Origin of the sequence: Cellulomonas sp. P24 (genome assembly GCF_024704385.1) — a bacterium.
Classification (GTDB): domain Bacteria; phylum Actinomycetota; class Actinomycetes; order Actinomycetales; family Cellulomonadaceae; genus JAJDFX01.
The window spans coordinates 4,147,023-4,167,693 of sequence record NZ_JAJDFX010000002.1 but is presented as its reverse complement, the minus strand read 5'-3'; the positions used below and the strand labels follow the sequence as shown (position 1 = coordinate 4,167,693).

Genomic DNA, 20,671 nt, shown 5'->3' with positions numbered 1-20,671 from the left:
GACGTGTTCCGGGGGACACGAACCCCCTGGTCAGTAGAAGGAGTACGGGAGCTCTCCGTCGTCGTCCCGGTCGGCCGTCGACTCACGGCCGGGAGAGGTCGACCGTGGACCGCGCGCCGCTCGAGCGGCCCTGTCGGCCCTCAGCTCGGCCACGTCCACGTCCCCGACGAGCTCACGACGGAGCAGGTCCTCCCGCTCGTGGTACGCCTCGAGGAAGTCGGACCGCACGTGGGCCAGACCCGGCACGAACGTGTACCACGGGCGATGCTCAGGTCGACTGCCCGTCACCGTCGGCTCCGGAAGATCCCCGCCAGCGCACGCCTGGCGCCGTAGGAGAAGGCCGCCACCTTGATCAACGGCGAACCGACGGTCGCCGCGAACAACGAGGTGAGGGCGGACACGTTCTGCGTGACGTCGGCGACCGACGACGTGATCGTGTCCACCCGTGCGAGCTGGGCGTTGGCGGAGGCGACCGTGGCGGCGGTCTCGTCGAGCACGGGGACCGTGTGCTCCGTGAGCTGGCGCACCGACTCGCGGGTCTCGTCGAACACCCCGCCGAGCCGCAGCAGCGGTCGCGCAAGCAGGATCACGAGCGCGACGAAGGCGAGCGCGCTGATGAGTCCTGCGACATCCCCGAGCGACATGGCGCTCCTCTCCCCGTGCGGACGGTGCTGTGCGGTCGGGCTGCACCCGGATGCAGCCCTGCAGCGAACCTTACCCGGAACGTCCGAAGGCCCTGCTCGCACCAGGGGCGCGAGCAGGGCCTTCGGACGGACCGTGGAGGTCCGGACGATCAGCGGGCGTAGAACTCGACGACGAGCTGGACCTCGCAGGTCACCGGGACCTCGGCACGCTTCGGCCGACGGGTGAGCACCGCGGAGAGCTTCTCGAGCTGGACGTCCAGGTAGCCCGGGACAGCCGGCAGGACGTCCCGGTGGGCGCCGGCGGCGGCGACCTGGAACGGCACGGTGGCCTGGCTCTTCGGCTTGATCTGGATGGTCTGGCCGGGCTTCACCCGGAACGACGGGCGGTCGACGATCTTGCCGTCGACGAGCACGTGGCGGTGCACGACGGTCTGGCGCGCCTGCAGGATGGTGCGGGCGAAGCCCGAGCGCAGCACCAGGGCGTCGAGACGGCTCTCGAGGAGCTCGACGAGCGCCTCACCGGTCAGACCCTGGTCCTTGCGGGCCTCCTCGAACGCCCGTGCCATCTGCTTCTCGCGCAGACCGTACTGGGCGCGCAGACGCTGCTTCTCGCGAAGGCGCACCGCGTAGTCGGACTCGGTCCGACGGCGGGCGCGGCCGTGCTCGCCGGGCGGGTAGGGGCGCTTCTCGAAGTGCTTGACGGCCTTGGGGGTCAGCGCGAGGCCGAGGGCCCGCGAGAGCCGCACCTGGCGGCGCGAGCGCGTAACTGAAGACACAGTTCATCCTGTCGTGTAGAGGTGACGTCACACCCGCTGACGGAGATGTTCCGGCGGGCGTGGGGCCGACCATGATGCCTGTCCGTACCTGTCCGGACTGGCGGCTAAGGCCCCAGGTTCTGCTGAGTGGTGCGATACGTCCTGATCGGTCGAGACCCTTCAGAACCCGTCGATCCTACCCCACCGCCGCGGTGCCGACGAGCAGCGCGTGGACGAGCAGAGCCGCGGACGGGCACCGCCCGCTCAGGTGCGCGGGTGCAGGATCGCCTGGATCCTCTCGAGGCGCGCAGCCACCTCTCTCTCGAACCCGCGATCGTTCGGCTGGTAGTACCGGGTACCGACCAGCTCGTCCGGGAGGTACTGCTGCGCGGCGACGGCGTGCGGCGCGTCGTGCGCGTACTGGTACCCCGACCCGTGGCCGAGTCCTTGAGCACCGGCGTAGTGCGCGTCGCGCAGATGAGCCGGGACCGTGCCGATGCGGCCGGCGCGCACATCGGCGAGCGCCGCGTCGATCCCGAGATAGGCGGCGTTCGACTTCGGTGCCGTCGCCAGGTGCACGACGGCCTCGGCGAGGATGATCCGCGCCTCGGGCATGCCGATCAGGGCGACGGCCTGGGCCGCGGCCACTGCGGTCTGCAGCGCGCTCGGGTCCGCCATGCCGATGTCCTCGGCGGCGGAGATCACGATCCGCCGTGCGATGAAGCGCGGGTCCTCGCCCGCCGCGATCATCCGCGCGAGGTAGTGCAGTGCGGCGTCGACGTCGGACCCGCGGACCGACTTGATGAAGGCGCTGATGACGTCGTAGTGCTGGTCGCCGTCCCGGTCGTACCGGACCGCCGCCACGTCGATCGCGTGCTCGACGGTCGCCAGGTCGACCACCGCCGACGCGCCACTGCGGCTGCTCGGGTCGCCGTCGTCCAGGGCGGCGCCCGCCGCCGCCTCGAGGATCGTCAGCGCCTTGCGCGCGTCACCACCCGCCAGGCGCAGCACGTGCTCCTCGGCGTCCTCGTCGAGGGCGACCGCACCCCCGAGCCCCCGCTCGTCCGTCAGGGCGCGCCGCAGCAGCTCACGCACGTGCTCCGTCTCGAGAGGCCGCAGCGTGAGGAGCAGCGACCGGGACAGCAGAGGTGAGTTGACGGAGAAGCTCGGGTTCTCGGTGGTCGCGGCGACCAGCGTCACCCATCGGTTCTCGACGCTCGGCAGCAGCGCGTCCTGCTGGGCCTTGGTGAACCGGTGGACCTCGTCGATGAACAGCACCGTCTCGCCATCGCCGGTCGCGAGCCGTCGGCGAGCGTCGTCGATGACCAGCCGTACGTCCTTGACCCCCGCCGTGACCGCGGAGAGCTCGACGAACCGGCGACCCGAGGTCGCCGCGATGAGGTACGCCAGTGTGGTCTTGCCGGTGCCGGGCGGTCCCCAGAGGATCACCGAGGACGGTGCCGCACGCCGCGACCGCTCATCGGCCGGTTCGACCAGGCGACGCAGCGGCGAGCCCGCGGCCAGCAGATGCCCCTGGCCGGCCACCTCCTCCAGCGTGCGCGGCCGCATCCGGACGGCGAGCGGCGCATTCGGCCCGGCGACCGCCGTCCCCTGCGCGGTCGACGTCACGGAGTCGAACAGGTCCATGCCCTGAGCCTACGCACCGGGACCGCGTGGAAACCCTGGCCGCAACCTGCGATGCTGACCAGCGTGTTCGCATCCCTCGGTCGCCGCGTCGCGCGTCACCCGCGCTGGTTCGTCCTCGTGTGGGTGGTCATCACCGTCCTCGGTTTCGCGCTGGCGTCGTTCGGGGTGCAGGGTCAGTCGCTGTTCGACCGGTTGAGCGCGGGTGCACCGGGGGTTCCCGGGTCCGAGAGCCAGACCGCGCAGGACATCCTGGCCCGGACGTCGACCTCGGGTTCCTCTCTCTCGTTGCTCGTGCGGGGTCTCGACCCGGCGTCCGCCGACGTCGCGACGACGATGTCCACGGTCAACACCGAGCTCGCGGCCATCCCCGGTGTCACGTCGGTCTTCGACCCGTACGTCGTCCCTGGCGGGGTGACGAATGCTGCGGCGACCCCGCTCCTCGGACGCTCGGGGGACGGCTTCCTCGTCGTCGTCGACCTCGACCCGTCGCTGTCGAAGGACGCCAACACGGAAGCCCTCACCAAGGTCGAGGCGCGCCTGACCCAGGTGACCGGCGAGCTCACCGCCGCGGCACCGGCGGCGACCGGGATCGTCGGCGGATCCAGCCTGATCACCGCCGCGATCACCCACCAGGTCGAGGAGGACCTGCGCACCGGTGAGGCAATCGCCCTGCCCGTGGCGCTCGCGATCATGGTGCTGGTCTTCGGCGGCTTCCTCGCCGCCTCGATGCCCATGGTCGGGGCGATCGCGTCGATCGGCGGTGGGCTCGGCAGCCTCCTGTTCTACTCGTACGTCATCAGCATGGACGCGTCCGTCGTCAACGTCGTCACGATCCTCGGACTCGGGCTGTCGATCGACTACGGGCTGCTGATCGTCTCGCGCTACCGTGAGGAGCTGCACAAGGCGCTGGACGCAGAGTCCGGGAGACGACCCCGCCGTCGACGCGGCGACGGCGCCGTCACCGAGGCGATCGTCCGCACGATGTCCACCGCGGGCCGGACGGTCGCGTTCTCGGCGGTGACCGTCGGAGTCTCCATCGCGGGGCTCATGGTGTTCCGACCCGACCTCCTGCGCACCTTCGGGGCCGCCGGTGTCACCGTGATCGTCATCGCCGTGGCCACCGCGCTCACGCTGGTGCCGGCACTCCTGACGATGACCGGGCGCCGCCTGGCACGACCGGGGCTCATCAGCAGGATCCCCGGGCTGCGTGCCGCGCTCGCCCGGACCGCCGACGTGCAGTCGGAGGAGGGCGCGTTCTCCGCGCTGGCGGGTCGCGTGCAGCGCCGACCGTGGTGGGTGCTCGGGGGCGTGCTCGTCGTCCTCGCCGTCCTCGCGCTCCCGCTCGGCCAGATGGAGCTCCGGAACTCGATGACCGAGCTCCTGCCCGCCGGGAGCACCCAGCGCGCGTACCTGTCGGCCCTGGCGGACCAGTACCCTGCCTCGTCGTCCCCGACCGTCACCGTCGTGGCGCAGACCTCGCTCGCCGAGGCACAGACCTGGGCGACCACGCTCGCGAGCGTCCCGCACGTCACCTCCGTCGACGCACCGACGGCGCAGGGTGGCTACGTGGTGATCGGCGTGCGGGCAGACACGGCCGACCCGGGTGGCGCGGTCGCCCGCGACGTCGTGCACGCGCTCCGCGCCCTCCCGCACCCCTTCCCGACCTGGGTGGCCGGTCAGGCGGCGGTGCAGATCGACTTCACGAACGCGCTGGTGGATCGTGCGCCCTGGGCGATCGGGATCGTGGTCCTCGCGACCTTCGTGCTGCTGTTCCTCATGACCGGTTCCGTCGTGATCCCGCTCAAGGCGCTCCTCGCCAACGCGATCTCCTTGTCCGCAGCGCTCGGCGTCCTGGTCTGGGTGTTCCAGGACGGTCACCTCTCCGGTCTCCTCGACTTCATCTCGACGGGCGGGGTGGAGACGTACGTCCTCGCCCTGGTCATCGCGTTCGCGTTCGGCCTCGCGATGGACTACGAGGTGTTCCTGCTGTCCCGGATCAAAGAGCTGCACGACGCCGGGGTGGCGGACGACGAGGCCGTGCGGCTCGGGTTGCAGCGTTCGGGGCGCATCATCACCTCGGCGGCCGCCATCATCATCGTGGTGTTCGCCGGCTTCGTCGCCGGCAAGATGCTCGTCATCAAGGAGGTCGGTTTCGCTCTCGCGGTGGCAGTCTTGATCGATGCGAGCCTCGTGCGGCTCCTGCTCGTCCCGGCGACGATGACCCTCTTGGGGAGGTGGAACTGGTGGGCCCCGAAGTTCCTGACCAGGATCTACGACAGGCTCGCGATCACCCACTGAGCATCGCTCAGGAGCACGTCGGTACGTCCGGACCGGTCCCGGAGGTCGTCGTCCGCGTCCCTGTCGACTTCGTCGCCTATCGGCGCTTGCGCCGTCGGGCTCGGTTGGCTTCGCTCGGCTTCGCGCTCGTCGCCACGTGGCTCGTCTACGTGCTCGTCGTCCTGGTCGGGTTGTCCGACTCCCGCATGGCGATCGTGCCGTACCTCCTGCTCTGCGGACTCGGCGTCACCGCCTGGTGGACCCTTCGAGGCATGTGGCGACGCTCACGCGCCGCACGGCCGGTGGTGCTGTCCGCCGACGCCGGTCCAGGGGCGCTGATCGGCGTCCCGGAGCTCGACCAACCGCCGCGCCCGCACCGGAGCCTGACCGGGGAGATCGGCCCACCGGCCCGGTGGTGACGAGCCCCGCGCGCAGACGCTGCATGCTCGCCGTCCCCCGGGAATAGCCGGACCGGGGTGTCTGTTGGGGCGGCTGTACATGCAAACGCATCGACTAGGACGAGGTACCTGACATGCAGTTCGGCATCTTCACCGTCGGCGACGTCACCACCGACCCGACCACCGGTCGCACCCCGACCGAGGCCGAGCGGATCAAGGCCATGCTGACGATCGCGAAGCACGCGGAGGACGTCGGCCTCGACGTCTTCGCCACCGGCGAGCACCACAACCCGCCGTTCGTCCCCTCCTCCCCCACGACGATGCTCGGCTACATCGCCGCGACGACCTCGACGATCCAGCTCTCGACCGCGACCACCCTCATCACCACCAACGACCCGGTCAAGATCGCCGAGGACTACGCGATGCTCCAGATCATCGCCGACGGCCGCGTCGACCTCATGATGGGTCGAGGCAACACCGGACCTGTCTACCCGTGGTTCGGCAAGGACATCCGTCAGGGGATCCCGCTCGCGGTCGAGAACTACGCCCTGCTCCGCCGGCTGTGGGACGAGGAGATCGTCGACTGGGAGGGCCGCTTCCGCACACCGTTGCAGGGCTTCACCTCGACCCCGCGCCCACTCGACGGCGTCGCACCGTTCGTGTGGCACGGCTCCATCCGGAGCCCCGAGATCGCCGAGCAGGCCGCCTACTACGGCGACGGCTTCTTCCACAACAACATCTTCTGGCCGATGGAGCACACCCGGTCGATGGTGCGCTACTACCGCCAGCGGTTCGAGCACTACGGGCACGGCACCGCCGAGCAGGCGATCGTCGGCCTCGGCGGTCAGGTCTTCATGCGGCCTCGGTCCCAGGACGCGGTGCGGGAGTTCCGTCCGTACTTCGACGAGGCCCCCGTGTACGGGCACGGCCCGTCCCTCGAGGAGTTCACCGCCCAGACCCCACTCACTGTGGGCAGCCCGCAGCAGGTGATCGACAGGTACGCCGCGATGCGCCACGAGGTCGGCCACTACCAGCGTCAGCTCTTCCTCATGGATCATGCCGGGTTGCCGCTGCGCACCGTCCTCGAACAGCTCGACATCCTCGGGGGCGAGGTCGTGCCGGCGCTCCGTGCCGAGATGGCCTCCGACCGGCCGGCCACGGTCCCGGACGCCCCCACGCACGCCGCGCGGGTCGCCGCTGCACGGGCAACCGGTCCGGCCACCGAGCACGCCGCACCCGCACAGGACCGCTGGACCGGGCGGACGGCCGAGGACGACCTCACAGCGGCGGACGCCGCGTCCGGAGAGTCGGCATGACCGCACGCAGGATCGCCGTCGTCACCGCGGGCCTCGGGAAGCCGTCCTCGACGCGACTTCTCGCCGACCGCCTCGCCCAGGCCACCGTCGACGAGCTCGACCACGCCGGCATCACGGCCACGGTCGAGACGTTCGAGCTGCGGGACGTCGCCCATGACGTGATCAACGCGATGCTGACCGGGTTCCCCTCGGACCCCCTGCGGAAGGTCCTCGACGCGGTCACCGGTGCGGACGGGCTCATCGCGGTCACGCCGCTGTTCACGACGACGTACTCGGGCCTGTTCAAGTCGTTCGTCGACATCCTCGACACGGACGCGCTGAGCGGCATGCCGGTGCTCCTCGGGGCCACCGGGGGGACCCCCGGCACTCCCTCGCGCTCGAGTACTCGGTCCGCCCGCTGTTCGCCTACCTGCGGGCGGACACCGTGGCCACCTCGGTCTTCGCAGCCACCGACGACTGGGCAGGCGGTGCGGACACCGTCACCCCGTTGCCGGCGCGCATCGTGCGAGCCGCGAGCGAGCTGGCGGAGAAGATCTCAGCCCGGACGAACCCCGGGCCTGCCGACCCCTTCGCCGCTTCCCCGTCCTTCGCCGACCTGCTCGACAACACCCCCTGACGGCTACCCGCTCGACGGTCCGTCGAGGCGCCACGACGTGAAACGTCGGTGCAGCTCGAACCCCAGCCGGAGGTACACCCGACGAGCCACCTCGTTGTCGGCGTAGAGCCCGAGGCTGACCGACGGCGGGCCGTGAACCGGCCGGACCTCCAAGCAGTCCGCGACCGCGGCGGCGAGCACCACGCCGGCGAGCCCTCGACCGCGTACCCCCGGGTCGACGCCGAGGGACACGAGGTGCGGGGCCATCCCTGGCGCGAGCTGGATGGCCCCGACCGCCGCGTGCAGGCTGCCTGCCTCGCGCACGCCCCACCAGCCGATCAGGCGCGGGTCGTCCGGGGCGGTGCTGGCGGTCGGGTGCCCGCGAGACAGGAACACTCTGACCTCGTCGGTGATCGGTGGCCCGAGCGGAAGGCGTTCCGCCGCGGAGTGGTCGTCGACGCGCAGCAGGGCGTCAGTCCACATCCAGTCCCAGGACGAGCCGGTCCCCTCGAGGCCGAGCGCACCGCGAGCGTCGGGAGCGAGCAGCTCGACGGCACCTCGCGAGACGGTCGCGTAGCGGACGCCGGTCCCGGCGAGCTCACCGTGCTTCACGATCGAGGTGAGCACCTCCGCGACGTCCTCGGCGCGCCCGACGCCGAACACCCCCCGGTCACGACCCAGCCCTTCCATGACGGCAACCACGGCGGTCCCGGTCCCCCACGCCACGACCACCGTGGCGAGAGCATGCTCGCCCAGCAGGTACGGGTCGCCCGGCCACGGCGCAGGAAGGTCGACGACCCGGGTCGCGGCGGCGTGCCACCACGAGCCGGGCTTCGGGCTCACTCCCCGTGCGGCGCCGACCCGCTTGCGGCGGGTGCGTCGGCACCGGACGGAGCGGGCTTCACCACGGCATCGACGCCGGCCTCGCGACGCTGCGCCGCGCTGATCGGCGCCGGAGCCCCGGTCAACGGGTCGTAGCCGCCACCCGACTTCGGGAAGGCGATCACGTCGCGGATCGACGCAGAGCCGGTCAGCAGCGTGAGGATGCGGTCCCAGCCGAAGGCGATCCCGCCGTGGGGCGGCGCACCGAACGCGAAGGCGTCAAGGAGGAACCCGAACTTCTCCTGAGCCTCCTCCTCGCCGATGCCCATCACGGCAAAGACTCGCTCCTGGACGTCGCGACGGTGGATACGGATGGACCCACCGCCGATCTCGTTCCCGTTGCAGACGATGTCGTACGCGTACGCGAGTGCGGCGCCCGGGTCCTCCTCGAACCGACCGATCCACTCCGGGGTCGGCGAGGTGAACGCGTGGTGCACCGCGGTCCACGACCCGCCGCCGACCGCGACGTCGTCGTCCTCGCCGGTCGGCTTGAACAGCGGGGCGTCGACGATCCACACGAAGGACCACTGGCTCTCGTCGATCAGCCCGCCACGCTTGCCGATCTCGAGCCGCGCCGCACCGAGCAGCGCGCGGGCGTCGCTCGTCTTGCCCGCGGCGAAGAAGACCGCGTCTCCCGGCGAGGCGTCGACCGCCGCGACGAGCCCGTCACGCTCGGCGTCCGACAGGTTCTTCGCGACCGGTCCGCCGAGGGTGCCGTCCTCGCCGACGGTCACGTAGGCGAGGCCCTTCGCGCCCCGCTGCTTCGCCCACTCCTGCCACGCGTCGAAGCCGCGACGAGGGGTCGCGGCGCCGCCCGGCTGCACCACAGCACCGACGTACGGCGCCTGGAACACCCGGAACGTCGTGTCGGCGAAGTACTCCGTGAGGTCGACGAGCTCGAGACCGAACCGCAGGTCCGGCTTGTCGGACCCGAACCGCGCCATCGCGTCGGCGAACGTCATCCGTGGGATCGGCGTCGGGATCGTGTACCCGATCAGCTCCCAGAGAGCGACGAGCACCTCCTCGCCGACCTGGATGACGTCGTCCTGCTCGACGAAGCTCATCTCGATGTCGAGCTGGGTGAACTCCGGCTGCCGGTCGGCACGGAAGTCCTCGTCCCGGTAGCAGCGGGCGATCTGGTAGTACCTCTCCATCCCGGCCACCATGAGCAGCTGCTTGAACAGCTGGGGCGACTGCGGGAGCGCGTACCACGAGCCGGGCGACAGGCGCGCAGGGACGACGAAGTCGCGCGCACCCTCGGGGGTCGAGTGCGTCAAGGTCGGGGTCTCGATCTCGACGAACTCGTGCGTGTCGAGGACCCGACGAGCTGCCGCGTTCGCCTTCGATCGCAGGCGCAGTGCGGCCGCGGGCGCCGGTCGGCGCAGGTCCAGGTAGCGGAACTTCAGCCGCGCCTCCTCGCCGACGTGCTCGTCGAGCGCCGAGGAGACCTGGAACGGGAGCGGGGCGGACTCGTTGAGCACCACCACGTCGCTCGCGACGAGCTCGACGGCACCCGTCGCGAGGTGCTCGTTCGCGTTTCCCTCGGGACGGGCTCCGACCGTGCCGGTCACCTGCAGGACGTACTCGTTGCGCAGCCCGTGCGCGACCGCCTCGTCACGGATGACGACCTGTGCGATCCCCGACGCGTCACGGAGGTCGATGAACGCGACACCGCCGTGATCACGGCGCCGGTCGACCCAACCCGTGAGGGTGACGGTCTGGCCGATGTGCTCGGCTCGCAGTGAGCCGGCCGTGTGGGTGCGCAGCACGGAGAAGTCCTTCCGGGATCGGTGCGACGCCGGGGAGGCGCCCCGTCGATCCTAGTGGCCGCCGCTCCCTCGGCCGTCCGTCCCCCACCGCAACGCCCCGGTCGCCTGGGCCGGGACCACCGGGTGCACCGGTGCAACAGGGGCGAGGCGGGCGTAGGCCTGGCCCTGCGCCGGGCGCGGGTCGACGTCGGACGCGTTCGGCCAGAGGGCGCAGGCCCGTTCGGCCTGTGCCGTGATCGTGAGGGACGGGTTCACCCCGGGATTGGCCGTCACCGCGGCACCGTCCAGCACGTGCAACGTCGGGTAGCCGTGCACCCGCTGGTACGGGTCGATCACTCCCTCGTCCGCGGTCGCGCCGATCGGGCACCCGCCGAGGAAGTGCGCGGTCATCGGCATGTTGACGAGATCACCCCAGCTCCCGCCCGGAACGCTGCCGAGCTCCTCCGCCAGGAGGGTCGCGGCACGGTGACCGTCGGGGATCCACGTCGGGTTCGGCTCGCCGGGCCCCTGGCGGCTCGACAGGTGGCCGCCCCACGGTCCCCGCACCCAGCGCGTCGTCAGCGAGTTGTCCCGCGCCTGCATGACCAGGGCGATCGTCGTCCGCTCGCTCCACCGGTACGGGGACAGCGCACGTACCGTGGTCACCGGTCTCCGCGCGAGCTCACGCGCGTACCCGGACACGACCAAGGTCCATCGCCGCCAGCGCGGCGCGCCCCGCGTCAGGACCGTCTGCAGCAGCGCCATCGCGTTGGACCCGGGTCCGTACCGGACAGGTTCGATGTGCGTGTGCGGGTCGGTGAAGAACGACGACGTGATCGCGACGCCGTGCGACAGGTCCCGGTCCGGGTCGACGCGCGGGGCGCTCGCGCCGAGCAGCGCCTCGGAGTTCGTCCGGGTCAGCTCCCCGAGCCGTCGTGACAGCCGTGGGAGCCGGCCGGCCCGGACGTTGCGGTGCAGCAAGGTCTGGGTCCCGAGCGCGCCGGCGGCGAGCACGACCTCACGCGCCCGCCACACGGCGGTCCGGCGCGCGCCACCGGGTCCGGTCCCCCGGCTCCGCACGATCCAGCTGCCGTCCGCCTGCGCGTGCAGCTCCGTCGCCGTCGTCATGGGGTGGACGCGAGCCCCCGCCGCCTCGGCGAGGTGCAGGTAGTTCTTCACCAACGTGTTCTTCGCACCGACGCGACATCCCGTCATGCACCCGCCGCACTCGGTGCACCCGGTGCGCGCAGGTCCCGTGCCGCCGAAGAACGGATCCGGCACCGTGCGGCCGGGCTCGTCGAAGAACACCCCGACGTCGGCCGTGCGGAACGTCTCGGCGCAGCCCATCCGGGTCGCCACCGTGAGCATGAGCCGGTCGGCCGGGGTCGTCGACGGGTTCGGCACCACCCCCAGCATCCGACGGGCCTGGTCGTAGTGCGGGGACAGCTCGGCCTCCCAGTCCGTCAGGTGCGCCCACTGCGGGTCGGCGAAGAACGGCGCGAGCGGCCGGTAGAGCGTGTTCGCGTACACGAGGGAGCCACCCCCGACGCCCGCGCCGGCGAGGATCAGCGAGTCGCGCAGCAGCTGGATCCGCTGGATGCCGTAGCACCCGATCGCCGGCGCCCAGAGGAACGTCCAAAGGTGCCACGACGTCCGGAACTCGTCGTCGGCGAAGCGTCGTCCGGCCTCCAGGACCGCGACCCGATAGCCCTTCTCGGTGAGGCGCAGGGCCGCGACCGACCCTCCGAAGCCGGAACCGATGACGAGGACGTCGACGTCGTGGTCATCGGGGGCAGCTGTGTCCATGTGCGCATGGTGGCACGCCCGGGCGCCCCGGTGTCGGCGCCGTCGTCGGTACCGTCACCGCGGTTCGTCAGGACGACGCCACCGGGAGCACGCGCGGCCAGAGGTCCTCACCCGGCGGCGCCCACGTCGCGGCATCTGCCGGGACCTGCTCGCCCGAGCGGATGTCCTTGACCTGGTCGGGTTCGGCCTCGTCGGCCGCGGCGGCCGGGAACCAGACGAACGGGATGCCGCGGCGGTCGGCGTACCGGATCTGCTTGCCGAACTTCGCCGCCGTCGGCGCGACCTCGACCGGGATGCCGCGGGCACGCAGCGCGGTCGCCACCTGCTCGCTCTGCGCGCGGGTGTCCTCGGAGGTCACCGCGACGACCACGGCGCTCGGCACGGCCCGGGAGGCACGGACGAGCGGCACGGACAGCAGGCGGGACACCAGGCGCGACACCCCGACGGACAGGCCGACGCCCGGGTACGTCGTCGAGCCGTCCGACGCGAGCGTGTCGTAGCGTCCGCCCGAGCAGATCGACCCGAGCTGCTCGTGGCCCACCAGGACCGTCTCGTAGACCGAGCCCGTGTAGTAGTCGAGACCGCGGGCGATCTTCAGGTCCGCGACGACGACCCCGGGGGCACGCTCGCTCGCCGCGCCGATCAGCGCACCGAGCTCCGCCAACCCTGCCGTCAGGAGCTCTGTCGACGCGCCGTGCGCGACCGCCAGCGCGCGCACCCGGTCGACGACGGTCACGTCCTCGCCGTGCACCGACGCCAGCTCCAGCACCGCCGACGCCTGCGCGTCGGTCGCGCCGGCGTCCGTGACCAGGAGCTCGGCTACCGCAGCAGGCCCGATCTTGTCGAGCTTGTCGACCGATCGCAGCACGGCCTCGACATCCGTGAGCCCCAGCCCCCGCGCGAAGCCCTCGACGACCTTGCGGTTGTTCACGAGGATCCGCACCGGCGGCATACCGATGGGCGCGAGCGCCGCGAAGGCCTCGGCCATGACGAGCGGCAGCTCGACCTCGAAGTGGTACGGCAGCTCACCTGCGCCCACGACGTCGATGTCCGCCTGCACGAACTCGCGGAAACGGCCGTCCTGCGGTCGCTCCCCCGCCAGACCTTCTGGATCTGGTAGCGCTTGAACGGGAAGGACAGGTGGCCGGCGTTCTCGAGCACGTAGCGCGCGAACGGCACCGTGAGGTCGAAGTGCAGCGCGAGCTGACCCGCGCGCTCCTCCGCAGCACCGGACTCCTCCTGGAGCCGGCGCAGGACGTAGACCTCCTTAGAGGTCTCCCCCTTGCGCAGGAGCTGGTCGAGCGGCTCGACGGCGCGCGTCTCGATGCCGGCGAAGCCGTGCAGCTCGAACGTGCGTCGGAGCGTCTCGATGATGTGGTGCTCCACGAGGCGGCCGGCGGGCAGCCACTCGGGGAATCCGGACAGCGGGGTGGGGCGGGCCATGGGCGTCATCCTGCCAGGAACGGGTTGGACCGACGTTCAGCGGCGATGCTCGTCGCCGGGCCGTGGCCAGGGAGCACGCGCGCGTCCGCGTCGACGAGGGGCACGACGTCGCGCAGCGTGCGCGCCATCAGCCCGGCGTCGCCACCGGGCAGGTCGGTGCGACCGATGGTGCCGGCGAACAGCACGTCGCCGGTCAGCACCGCTGGACCGCCCTCGAGCGCGACGAGGTAGAACGTCGAGCCCTCGGTGTGGCCCGGAGCGTGCAGCAGGCCGATCTCGAGGCTGCGCAGGCCGAGGTCGCCGACCACGCCGGGGCGGGTCGCGAACGTCACGACCCGGCCGGGTGCGCGGTAGCTGCGCGGATCGATCCCCATCCCCCGGAGCGCCTGCGCCAACGGTCCGGACGTGGACCCGTCGGCTGTCCCGAGCCCGAGCGAGCCGAAGGGGTCGTCGATCCGGTACGCGTCGGCCTCGTGCAGGAGCAGCGGGACGTCGAACTCGTCGCACACAGCGGCGGCATCCCAGGTGTGGTCGACGTGCCCGTGCGTCGCGAGCACGGCGATCGGCGCGAGTCCGTGACCGTGGACGACGGTCGCGACGGCCTGGGCGGTCCCGGCGCCGGCGTCGACGACCACGCACTCCCCACCGGCGGACGCCAGGACGTAGCAGTTGGTCCCGAACACGGGCGCGACGACGGTGTGCAGGACGAGAGGTGAGGCCACGCACCCACCCTATCGATGCAGCGACTGCCCTCCGGAGGCAGCGACCGTGACGTCATCGGTACCTCCGGAACAGGTGATCGGCGCGGTCAGCGGCTCGCGTTTGCCTAGACTGTGCTCGGCCCCGCGGGGGTCGAGCACGCGGCCCATCGCCGAACGCCGCGGCTGTCGACGAGGAGGAGACCGGGTGTCCCCGAACAAGCGTGAGCGGGAGTACGCACGACGCCGCTACGAGGAGTGGCAGCGGCGCAAGGCGGCGGCTCACGCACGGAAGCGTCGCCAGCAGATCGTCGCCGGCTCCGTCGTCGGGGTCCTGGTCGTCGCGCTCGGTGCCGCAGCCGCGATCTCGAGCGCCACGAACGGCACGCCGTCGACGCCACCCACGTCGAACGTGACCGCTCCCGGCGCCACGCCGAGCCCGACCGCCACCTACACGTTGCCGTCCCCCTCACTCGCCGAGGCTCGGCTGTGGACCGGGACCATCACGACATCGGCCGGCGCGATCGGCATCTCGCTCGACGGTGCCGCGGCCCCGCAGGCGGTCGCGAACTTCGTCTCGCTCGCGCAGCACGGGTTCTTCGCCTCCACGCCGTGCCACCGGTTGACGACGGCGGGCATCTTCGTGCTCCAGTGCGGCGACCCCACCGGCACCGGCACCGGCGGACCCGGCTACACGTGGGGTCCGATCGAGAACGCGCCGGCGAACAACATCTACCCAGCCGGGACCATCGCGATGGCCAGGGCCTCCGGCAACGGCTCGTCGATGGGCAGCCAGTTCTTCCTCGTCTACAAGGACTCCACGATCCCGGCGGACTCCGCCGGTGGCTACACCGTGTTCGGCCACATCACATCTGGTCTGGACGTCGTCCAGGCAGTCGCGGCCGCGGGCGTGAAGGGTGGCGGCTCTGACGGCGCCCCCGCAACCGCTGTCACCATCGAAGGAGTTGAGGTCAAGTGACCGAGAACGACGCCACCACCCCGACCGAGCCCACGGTCGCGGACCCGGCTCCGGACGAGTCGACCGAAGCTCCTGAGGCTCCGGCCCAGGTCGGCGACCCCTCGACCCCCGATCCCGCCGCAGAGGATTCGGTCGCCACGCCCTCGTCGTCTCCTGACCCGTCGGTCATGGCCGAGGCCGCCGAGCCCGAGCCGGCTACCGAGACCGCACCCGAGGCCGTCGCCGAGGCCGAACCGGCTACCGAGACCGCACCCGAGGCCGTCGCCGAGGCCGAACCGGCTACCGAGACCGCACCCGAGGCCGTCGCCGAGCCCGAGCCCGTTGCCGAACCCGAGCCCGCCGTCACGCCTCTGCCCGCCCCCAGTCCTCGCCCGATCCCGCGCCCGATCCCTCGGGCAGTCCCCCGGCCGCCGTCGATCACCCCGGCGTCGATCCCTCCAGCCCGGTCGACGACTGCGACCGGCGGGCCGGCCGCGGCGGTGCCCGCGCCGTCGGACGCGGCCGAGGCAGCTCTCGCAGCGACCTTCGGCCGCGTGGACGACGACGGGACGGTCTACGTGCGCGAGGGGACGGCCGAACGCGCCGTTGGGCAGTTCCCCGGCGCCTCGAGCGACGAGGCGCTGGCGCTCTACGTGCGTCGCTTCCTCGACCTGCAGGCGAAGGTCGTCGTGTTCGAGACGCGTCTCGCCGCGACCGACCTTGCCGTCAAGGAGATCGACCAGACTCTCGCCAAGCTGACCGAGGAGCTCGCCGAACCCGCTGCGGTCGGGGACCTCGACGCGCTCCGGGCCCGGCTCGACGCGCTCCGGCCGATCGCACAGGAACGCCGCGCCATCGCGGACGCCGAGCGCGCAGCCGCGAAGGAGGCCGCGCTCAAGGTGCGCACCGAGATCGTCGAGGCGGCCGAGCGCATCTCCGGGACAGATCCCGAGCGGATCCAGTGGCGGCCGGCCGGTGAGCAGCTCCGAGTCCTCCTCGAGCAGTGGAAGGAGTCGCAGCGCACCGGCCCGCGCCTCGACCGGCCGATCGAAGAGTCGCTCTGGAAGCGTTTCAGCCACGCCCGGACGACGTTCGACCGTGAGCGCCGGCACTTCTTCGCCGAGCTCGAGCAGCGCAACTCTCAGGCGAAGACGGTCAAGGAAGGGCTCGTCGCCCAGGCGGAGGCCCTCAGCTCCTCGACCGACTGGGCGGCGACGGCAGGCGCCTACCGAGACCTCATGACTGCCTGGAAGGGCGCCGGGCGCGCCAGCCGGCACGACGACGACGCGCTCTGGGCACGATTCCGTGCCGCCCAGGACACGTTCTTCGCCGCGCGCGACAACGCCGCGACGGTCACCGATGCCGAGTTCCGGGCGAACCTCGACGTCAAGGAGGCCCTGCTCGTCGAGGCCGAGCGGCTCCTGCCGGTCACCGACCTCGGCGCGGCCAAGCGTGCGCTCCGGACGATCCAGGACAGGTGGGATGCCGCCGGGAAGGTGCCACGCGGCGACCTCCAGCGAATCGAGGCACGCCTGCGGGCGGTCGAGACGGCCATCCGCGAAGCCGACCAGGCGGTGTGGACCCGGAGCAACCCGGAGACACGCGCCCGCGCCGAGGGTGCGGCCGCGCAGCTCCAGGCCGCAATCGCCGGGCTCGAGGCCGACCTGGCGAAGGCGAAGGCTTCTGGCAACGCCCGCAAGACGGCCGAGGCCCAGGCGGCACTCGACGCCCGACGGTCGTGGCTCGAGCAGGTCGAGCGCGCCGCACGGGAGTCCTGACCGCAGCTGCGGGGCGTGCCCCTCGCTCAGCGAGCCCCTCGCTCAGCGAACCGTGCCCCGCAGCCGGCGACCCTGTCCCCAGGTCCGCTGGGCGCAACGCCTGTCCACCGGTCAGCTGCGCCGTCGTTCGGACCCCTGACCGGCCTCGATGCTGGGGCCATGACGTCTCCCCTGGACTGGTTGCTCCCCGCCCGCCGCGACCCTTCCACGGTCGTCCGACTCGACGACGTCGGTCCGATCGGCTGGCAGGTGCTCCTGCGCGACGGCGCCCTCGACCACGTCTGGGGAGAGGTCGCGATTCCCGCCAACCATCCTTCGGGTCGCGCCGAGCGCGCTATCGCCCTCGCCCCTCACGTCCCGGCCCGCGCGGTCGTGGGACGGATGGCGGCAGCGTGGGTGCACACCGGCCGCACCCCACCGACGACTCTCGACCTGCTCGTCGAACCAGGCCGCCGCAGGCTCTCACCCGATCCTGCGCGCCGAACACGCGAGTGCCCGCTGCCGGAGGCCGACATCGACACCGTCAGCGACGTCCGGGTCACCTCGGTCCAGCGGACCGGGCTCGACCTCGCCCGGTGGGGAGCGCCGTCCGACCCCGAGCTCCTGGCCGAGATCGCGGCCCTGCTCGATCTCGGCTTCGACCCACGCACCGCGCTCGACGAGCTCGACGGCCTCAGCGGGCAGCGGGGCCTTCGGGCCGCACGCGAGACTCTCCAGCTCCTCGTCGAACGACACGCTCTGCCGACCGGGTCACCGTCGGCGCGGCGGTCTCACACCCGGATGGCGGGCTCGTCAGCGTTACGGGAACCGGTGATCCGGTAGACGTCGAACACACCCTCGACCTTGCGCACGGCGGCGAGCACCGACGCGAGGTGGGACGGCTCGGCCATCTCGAACACGAAGCGTGACATCGCGACCCTGTCGCGCGAGGTGGAGACCGTCGCCGAGAGGATGTTGACGTGATGGTCGGACAGCACCCTCGTGACGTCCGAGAGCAGCCGGCTCCGGTCCAGCGCCTCGACCTGGATCTGGACGAGGAACAGCGACGAGCCACCCGAGGTCCAAGCGACCTCGACGATGCGCTCCGGCTGCGAACGCAGCGCTTCCACGTTCACGCAGTCGGTCCGGTGAACGCTCACCCCGTTCCCCCGCGTGACGAAGCCGATGATGTCGTCTCCGGGAACCGGGGTGCAGCACTTCGACAGCTTGACCCACAGGTCGTCGACTCCCTTGACGACCACGCCCGGATCGCCGGTGCGCACGCGCCGACTCGTGCGGCCCGGTCGCGCGACCTCGGCGAGGTCCTCCTCGGCTGCCGGCTCGCCCCCCATCGACTGCACGAGCCGCTGCACGACGGTTGTGGCCGACACCTGGCCCTCGCCGATCGCGGCGTACAGCGCCGACACGTCCGCGTACCGCATCTCGTTGGCGAGGGCGACGAGAGCCTCGTGGGAGAGCAGCCTCTGGATCGGCAGGTTCTGCTTGCGCATCGCCTTCGCGATCGCGTCCTTGCCGTGCTCGATCGCCTCTTCACGGCGTTCCTTCGAGAACCACTGCCGGATCTTGTTCCGGGCACGGGGGCTCTTGACGAAGGTCATCCAGTCGCGGCTCGGACCCGCGTTCTCGGACTTGGACGTGAACACGTCCACGACGTCGCCGTTCTCCAGGGTCGAGTCGAGGGGGACGAGGCGCCCGTTGACCCGCGCACCCATCGTCCGGTGACCGACCTCGGTATGCACCGCGTAGGCGAAGTCGACCGGAGTCGACCCGGCCGGGAGGGCGATCACGTCGCCCTTGGGGGTGAACACGTAGACCTCGGCACCTGCGATCTCGAACCGGAGCGAGTCGAGGAACTCGCTCGGGTCCGCCGTCTCCTTCTGCCAGTCGACGAGCTGCCGCAGCCACGTCATGTCGTTCCCGGCCGAGTCGGTGACCGCAGGGTGCCCCTTGGCGCTCTCCTTGTACTTCCAGTGCGCCGCGACACCGTACTCGGCGCGCCGGTGCATGTCGTGGGTGCGGATCTGGATCTCTACCGGCTTGCCGCCGGGACCGATCACCGTGGTGTGCAGGGACTGGTAGAGGTTGAACTTGGGCATCGCGATGTAGTCCTTGAACCGGCCGGGAACCGGGTTCCATCGCGCGTGCAGGGATCCGAGGGCGGCGTAGCAGTCGCGGACGCTGTCCACGAGCACCCGGACACCGACGAGGTCGTAGATGTCCGCGAAGTCGCGACCCCGCACGATCATCTTCTGGTAGATCGAGTAGTAGTGCTTCGGGCGTCCGGTGACGACGGCCTTGATCTTCGCATTGCGCAGGTCAGCGGACACCTGTTCACGGACGACCGCGAGGTACTCCTCGCGCGCCGGCGCACGCTCGGAGACGAGGTGGACGATCTCGTCGTACACCTTCGGGTAGAGCATCGCGAAGGAGAGGTCCTCGAGCTCCCACTTGATCGTGTTCATGCCGAGTCGGTGGGCCAGCGGGGCGTAGATCTCGAGGGTCTCGCGGGCCTTGCGCTGCGCCGACTCCGCCGGCACGAACTTCCACGTCCGTGCGTTGTGGAGCCGGTCCGCCAGCTTGATCACGAGGACCCGGATGTCGCGCGACATCGCGACGACCATCTTGCGCACGGTCTCGGCCTGCGCAGCATCACCGAACGTCACCTTGTCGAGCTTCGTGACCCCGTCGACGAGCATCGCGACCTCAGGCCCGAAGTCGGCCCGGAGCGTCTCGAGCGAGTAGTCCGTGTCCTCGACCGTGTCATGCAGCAGTGCCGCGACCAGCGTCGACGGCGTCATGCCGAGCTCGGCGAGGATCGTCGCCACCGCGACGGGGTGGGTGATGTACGGGTCACCGCTCTTGCGGAGCTGGCCCCGGTGCGCCTGCTCGGCCACGGCGTACGCACGCTCGATCACCGTGAGGTCGGCCTTGGGGTGGTTCGCCCTGATGACCTGGAGCAGTGGCTCGAGGACCGGCGAGCCCGCGGTTCCGCGCGCTCCGAAGCGCACAAGTCGTGACCGGACTCGGCCCGTTGTCGCCGGCGGTTCGGTGCGCGCGTCGGTCTCGTTCGGAGTGATCGTGTTCTCGCTCATGCGCGCCTCCCCCGCTGGATCATCGACCGTGCCCAGGTCAGAGGTGCGTCCGCGCCGTCGGAGTCATGGGCTGATCCGACCTAGTCTACGGTGCGCGGCGGTCAGCCCACGTGGAGCAGCGAGTCGAGCTGCACCCCGGCGAGCCGCTCCCGGCCACCGAGCGCGTCCAGCTCGAGCAGGAATGCGAGGCCGACGACCTCCGCGCCGGCCGACTCGAGCAGCTTCACGGTCGCTGCGGCGGTACCGCCCGTCGCGAGGACGTCGTCGACGATGAGGACCCGGTCCCCGGGACGGATCGTCGACGGGTGCAGCTCCACGGTCGCCGATCCGTACTCGAGCTCGTACTCGGCCGCGAGCGTCGGCCCGGGAAGCTTGCCGGCCTTGCGCACCGCGATGAACCCGGCGCCGAGCGCCACCGCGACCGGTGCACCGAGGATGAACCCACGCGCCTCCATCCCGGCGACCAGGTCCACGCGCCCCTGCACGTAGGACGCGATGTGCTCGACCACCTCGGCGAACATCGGACCATCTGCGAGGAGGGGGGTGATGTCCTTGAACATCACCCCGTCCGTGGGGTAGTCGGGAACGTCGCGGACGAGCGCCGCGCACCGAGCTGCGAGATCTCCGGCCATCG

Annotated in this window: 16 protein-coding genes and 2 pseudogenes; 7 read left to right on the top strand and 11 right to left on the bottom strand. The window is 71.4% G+C overall.

Features of this window, described 5'->3' with window-relative positions; genetic code table 11:
- Nucleotides 1-30: 30 nt before the first annotated feature.
- From LJB74_RS19410 to LJB74_RS19395, 4 genes are all read right to left on the bottom strand, one after another.
- Complete coding sequence (locus tag LJB74_RS19410; RefSeq protein WP_259310060.1) at nucleotides 31-288, bottom strand: hypothetical protein; 258 nt, start codon at nucleotides 286-288, stop codon at nucleotides 31-33.
- Complete coding sequence (locus tag LJB74_RS19405) at nucleotides 285-644, bottom strand: DUF948 domain-containing protein (protein WP_259310059.1); 360 nt, start codon at nucleotides 642-644, stop codon at nucleotides 285-287. The genes LJB74_RS19410 and LJB74_RS19405 overlap by 4 nt, the downstream gene beginning before the upstream one ends.
- A gap of 149 nt (nucleotides 645-793) precedes the next feature.
- Nucleotides 794-1,420 (bottom strand): 30S ribosomal protein S4, encoded by a 627-nt coding sequence (gene rpsD, locus LJB74_RS19400; protein ID WP_259310058.1) that lies wholly within the window; start codon nucleotides 1,418-1,420, stop codon nucleotides 794-796.
- Between the two features lie 243 nt (nucleotides 1,421-1,663).
- Nucleotides 1,664-3,046, bottom strand: coding sequence for a replication-associated recombination protein A (locus tag LJB74_RS19395; RefSeq protein ID WP_259310057.1), 1,383 nt, complete (start codon nucleotides 3,044-3,046; stop codon nucleotides 1,664-1,666).
- Between the two features lie 63 nt (nucleotides 3,047-3,109).
- Between LJB74_RS19395 and LJB74_RS19390 the strand changes: the two genes are divergently transcribed.
- From LJB74_RS19390 to LJB74_RS19375, 4 genes and pseudogenes are all read left to right on the top strand, one after another.
- A complete protein-coding gene (locus LJB74_RS19390; RefSeq protein ID WP_310650875.1) occupies nucleotides 3,110-5,344 on the top strand; it encodes an MMPL family transporter in 2,235 nt (744 codons plus the stop codon).
- 104 nt (nucleotides 5,345-5,448) lie between these two features.
- Complete coding sequence (locus LJB74_RS19385) at nucleotides 5,449-5,742, top strand: hypothetical protein (RefSeq protein ID WP_259310055.1); 294 nt, start codon at nucleotides 5,449-5,451, stop codon at nucleotides 5,740-5,742.
- A 113-nt stretch (nucleotides 5,743-5,855) separates the two neighbouring features.
- Complete coding sequence (locus tag LJB74_RS19380; protein WP_259310054.1) at nucleotides 5,856-7,037, top strand: LLM class flavin-dependent oxidoreductase; 1,182 nt, start codon at nucleotides 5,856-5,858, stop codon at nucleotides 7,035-7,037.
- Nucleotides 7,034-7,653, top strand: a pseudogene (locus LJB74_RS19375) (FMN reductase). The gene LJB74_RS19380 and the pseudogene LJB74_RS19375 overlap by 4 nt, the downstream one beginning before the upstream one ends.
- A gap of 3 nt (nucleotides 7,654-7,656) precedes the next feature.
- On the opposite strand, the gene LJB74_RS19370 reads toward LJB74_RS19375, so the two are convergent.
- From LJB74_RS19370 to LJB74_RS19350, 5 genes and pseudogenes are all read right to left on the bottom strand, one after another.
- Nucleotides 7,657-8,475: a GNAT family N-acetyltransferase gene (locus LJB74_RS19370; RefSeq protein ID WP_259310053.1), complete on the bottom strand. Its 819-nt coding sequence runs from the start codon at nucleotides 8,473-8,475 to the stop codon at nucleotides 7,657-7,659.
- Complete coding sequence (gene aspS, locus LJB74_RS19365; RefSeq protein ID WP_259310052.1) at nucleotides 8,472-10,283, bottom strand: aspartate--tRNA ligase; 1,812 nt, start codon at nucleotides 10,281-10,283, stop codon at nucleotides 8,472-8,474. Before aspS ends, LJB74_RS19370 begins: the two co-directional genes overlap by 4 nt.
- Nucleotides 10,284-10,334: 51 nt before the next feature.
- Entirely contained in the window at nucleotides 10,335-12,068 is a 1,734-nt protein-coding gene (locus tag LJB74_RS19360; protein ID WP_259310051.1) for an FAD-dependent oxidoreductase, read from the bottom strand.
- Nucleotides 12,069-12,135: 67 nt separating this feature from the next.
- Nucleotides 12,136-13,511 (bottom strand): annotated as a pseudogene (gene hisS, locus LJB74_RS19355) (histidine--tRNA ligase).
- 5 nt (nucleotides 13,512-13,516) lie between these two features.
- On the bottom strand, nucleotides 13,517-14,233 hold the full coding sequence (locus tag LJB74_RS19350; RefSeq protein ID WP_259310050.1) for an MBL fold metallo-hydrolase: 717 nt from the start codon (nucleotides 14,231-14,233) through the stop codon (nucleotides 13,517-13,519).
- A gap of 184 nt (nucleotides 14,234-14,417) precedes the next feature.
- On the opposite strand from LJB74_RS19350, the gene LJB74_RS19345 reads away from it, so the two are divergent.
- From LJB74_RS19345 to LJB74_RS19335, 3 genes are all read left to right on the top strand, one after another.
- Nucleotides 14,418-15,188, top strand: coding sequence for a peptidylprolyl isomerase (locus tag LJB74_RS19345; protein WP_259310049.1), 771 nt, complete (start codon nucleotides 14,418-14,420; stop codon nucleotides 15,186-15,188).
- A 167-nt stretch (nucleotides 15,189-15,355) separates the two neighbouring features.
- Nucleotides 15,356-16,945: a DUF349 domain-containing protein gene (locus tag LJB74_RS19340; protein ID WP_259310423.1), complete on the top strand. Its 1,590-nt coding sequence runs from the start codon at nucleotides 15,356-15,358 to the stop codon at nucleotides 16,943-16,945.
- A gap of 159 nt (nucleotides 16,946-17,104) precedes the next feature.
- Nucleotides 17,105-17,767 carry a hypothetical protein gene (locus tag LJB74_RS19335; protein ID WP_259310048.1) on the top strand — a complete coding sequence of 221 codons (663 nt, stop codon included), beginning with the start codon at nucleotides 17,105-17,107 and terminating at the stop codon, nucleotides 17,765-17,767.
- Here LJB74_RS19335 and LJB74_RS19330 read toward each other — a convergent pair.
- Nucleotides 17,716-20,037, bottom strand: coding sequence for a bifunctional (p)ppGpp synthetase/guanosine-3',5'-bis(diphosphate) 3'-pyrophosphohydrolase (locus LJB74_RS19330; protein WP_259310047.1), 2,322 nt, complete (start codon nucleotides 20,035-20,037; stop codon nucleotides 17,716-17,718). The two genes, LJB74_RS19335 and LJB74_RS19330, sit on opposite strands and share 52 nt — an antisense overlap.
- Nucleotides 20,038-20,138: 101 nt before the next feature.
- Complete coding sequence (locus LJB74_RS19325; protein ID WP_259310422.1) at nucleotides 20,139-20,669, bottom strand: adenine phosphoribosyltransferase; 531 nt, start codon at nucleotides 20,667-20,669, stop codon at nucleotides 20,139-20,141.
- Nucleotides 20,670-20,671 lie beyond the last annotated feature (2 nt).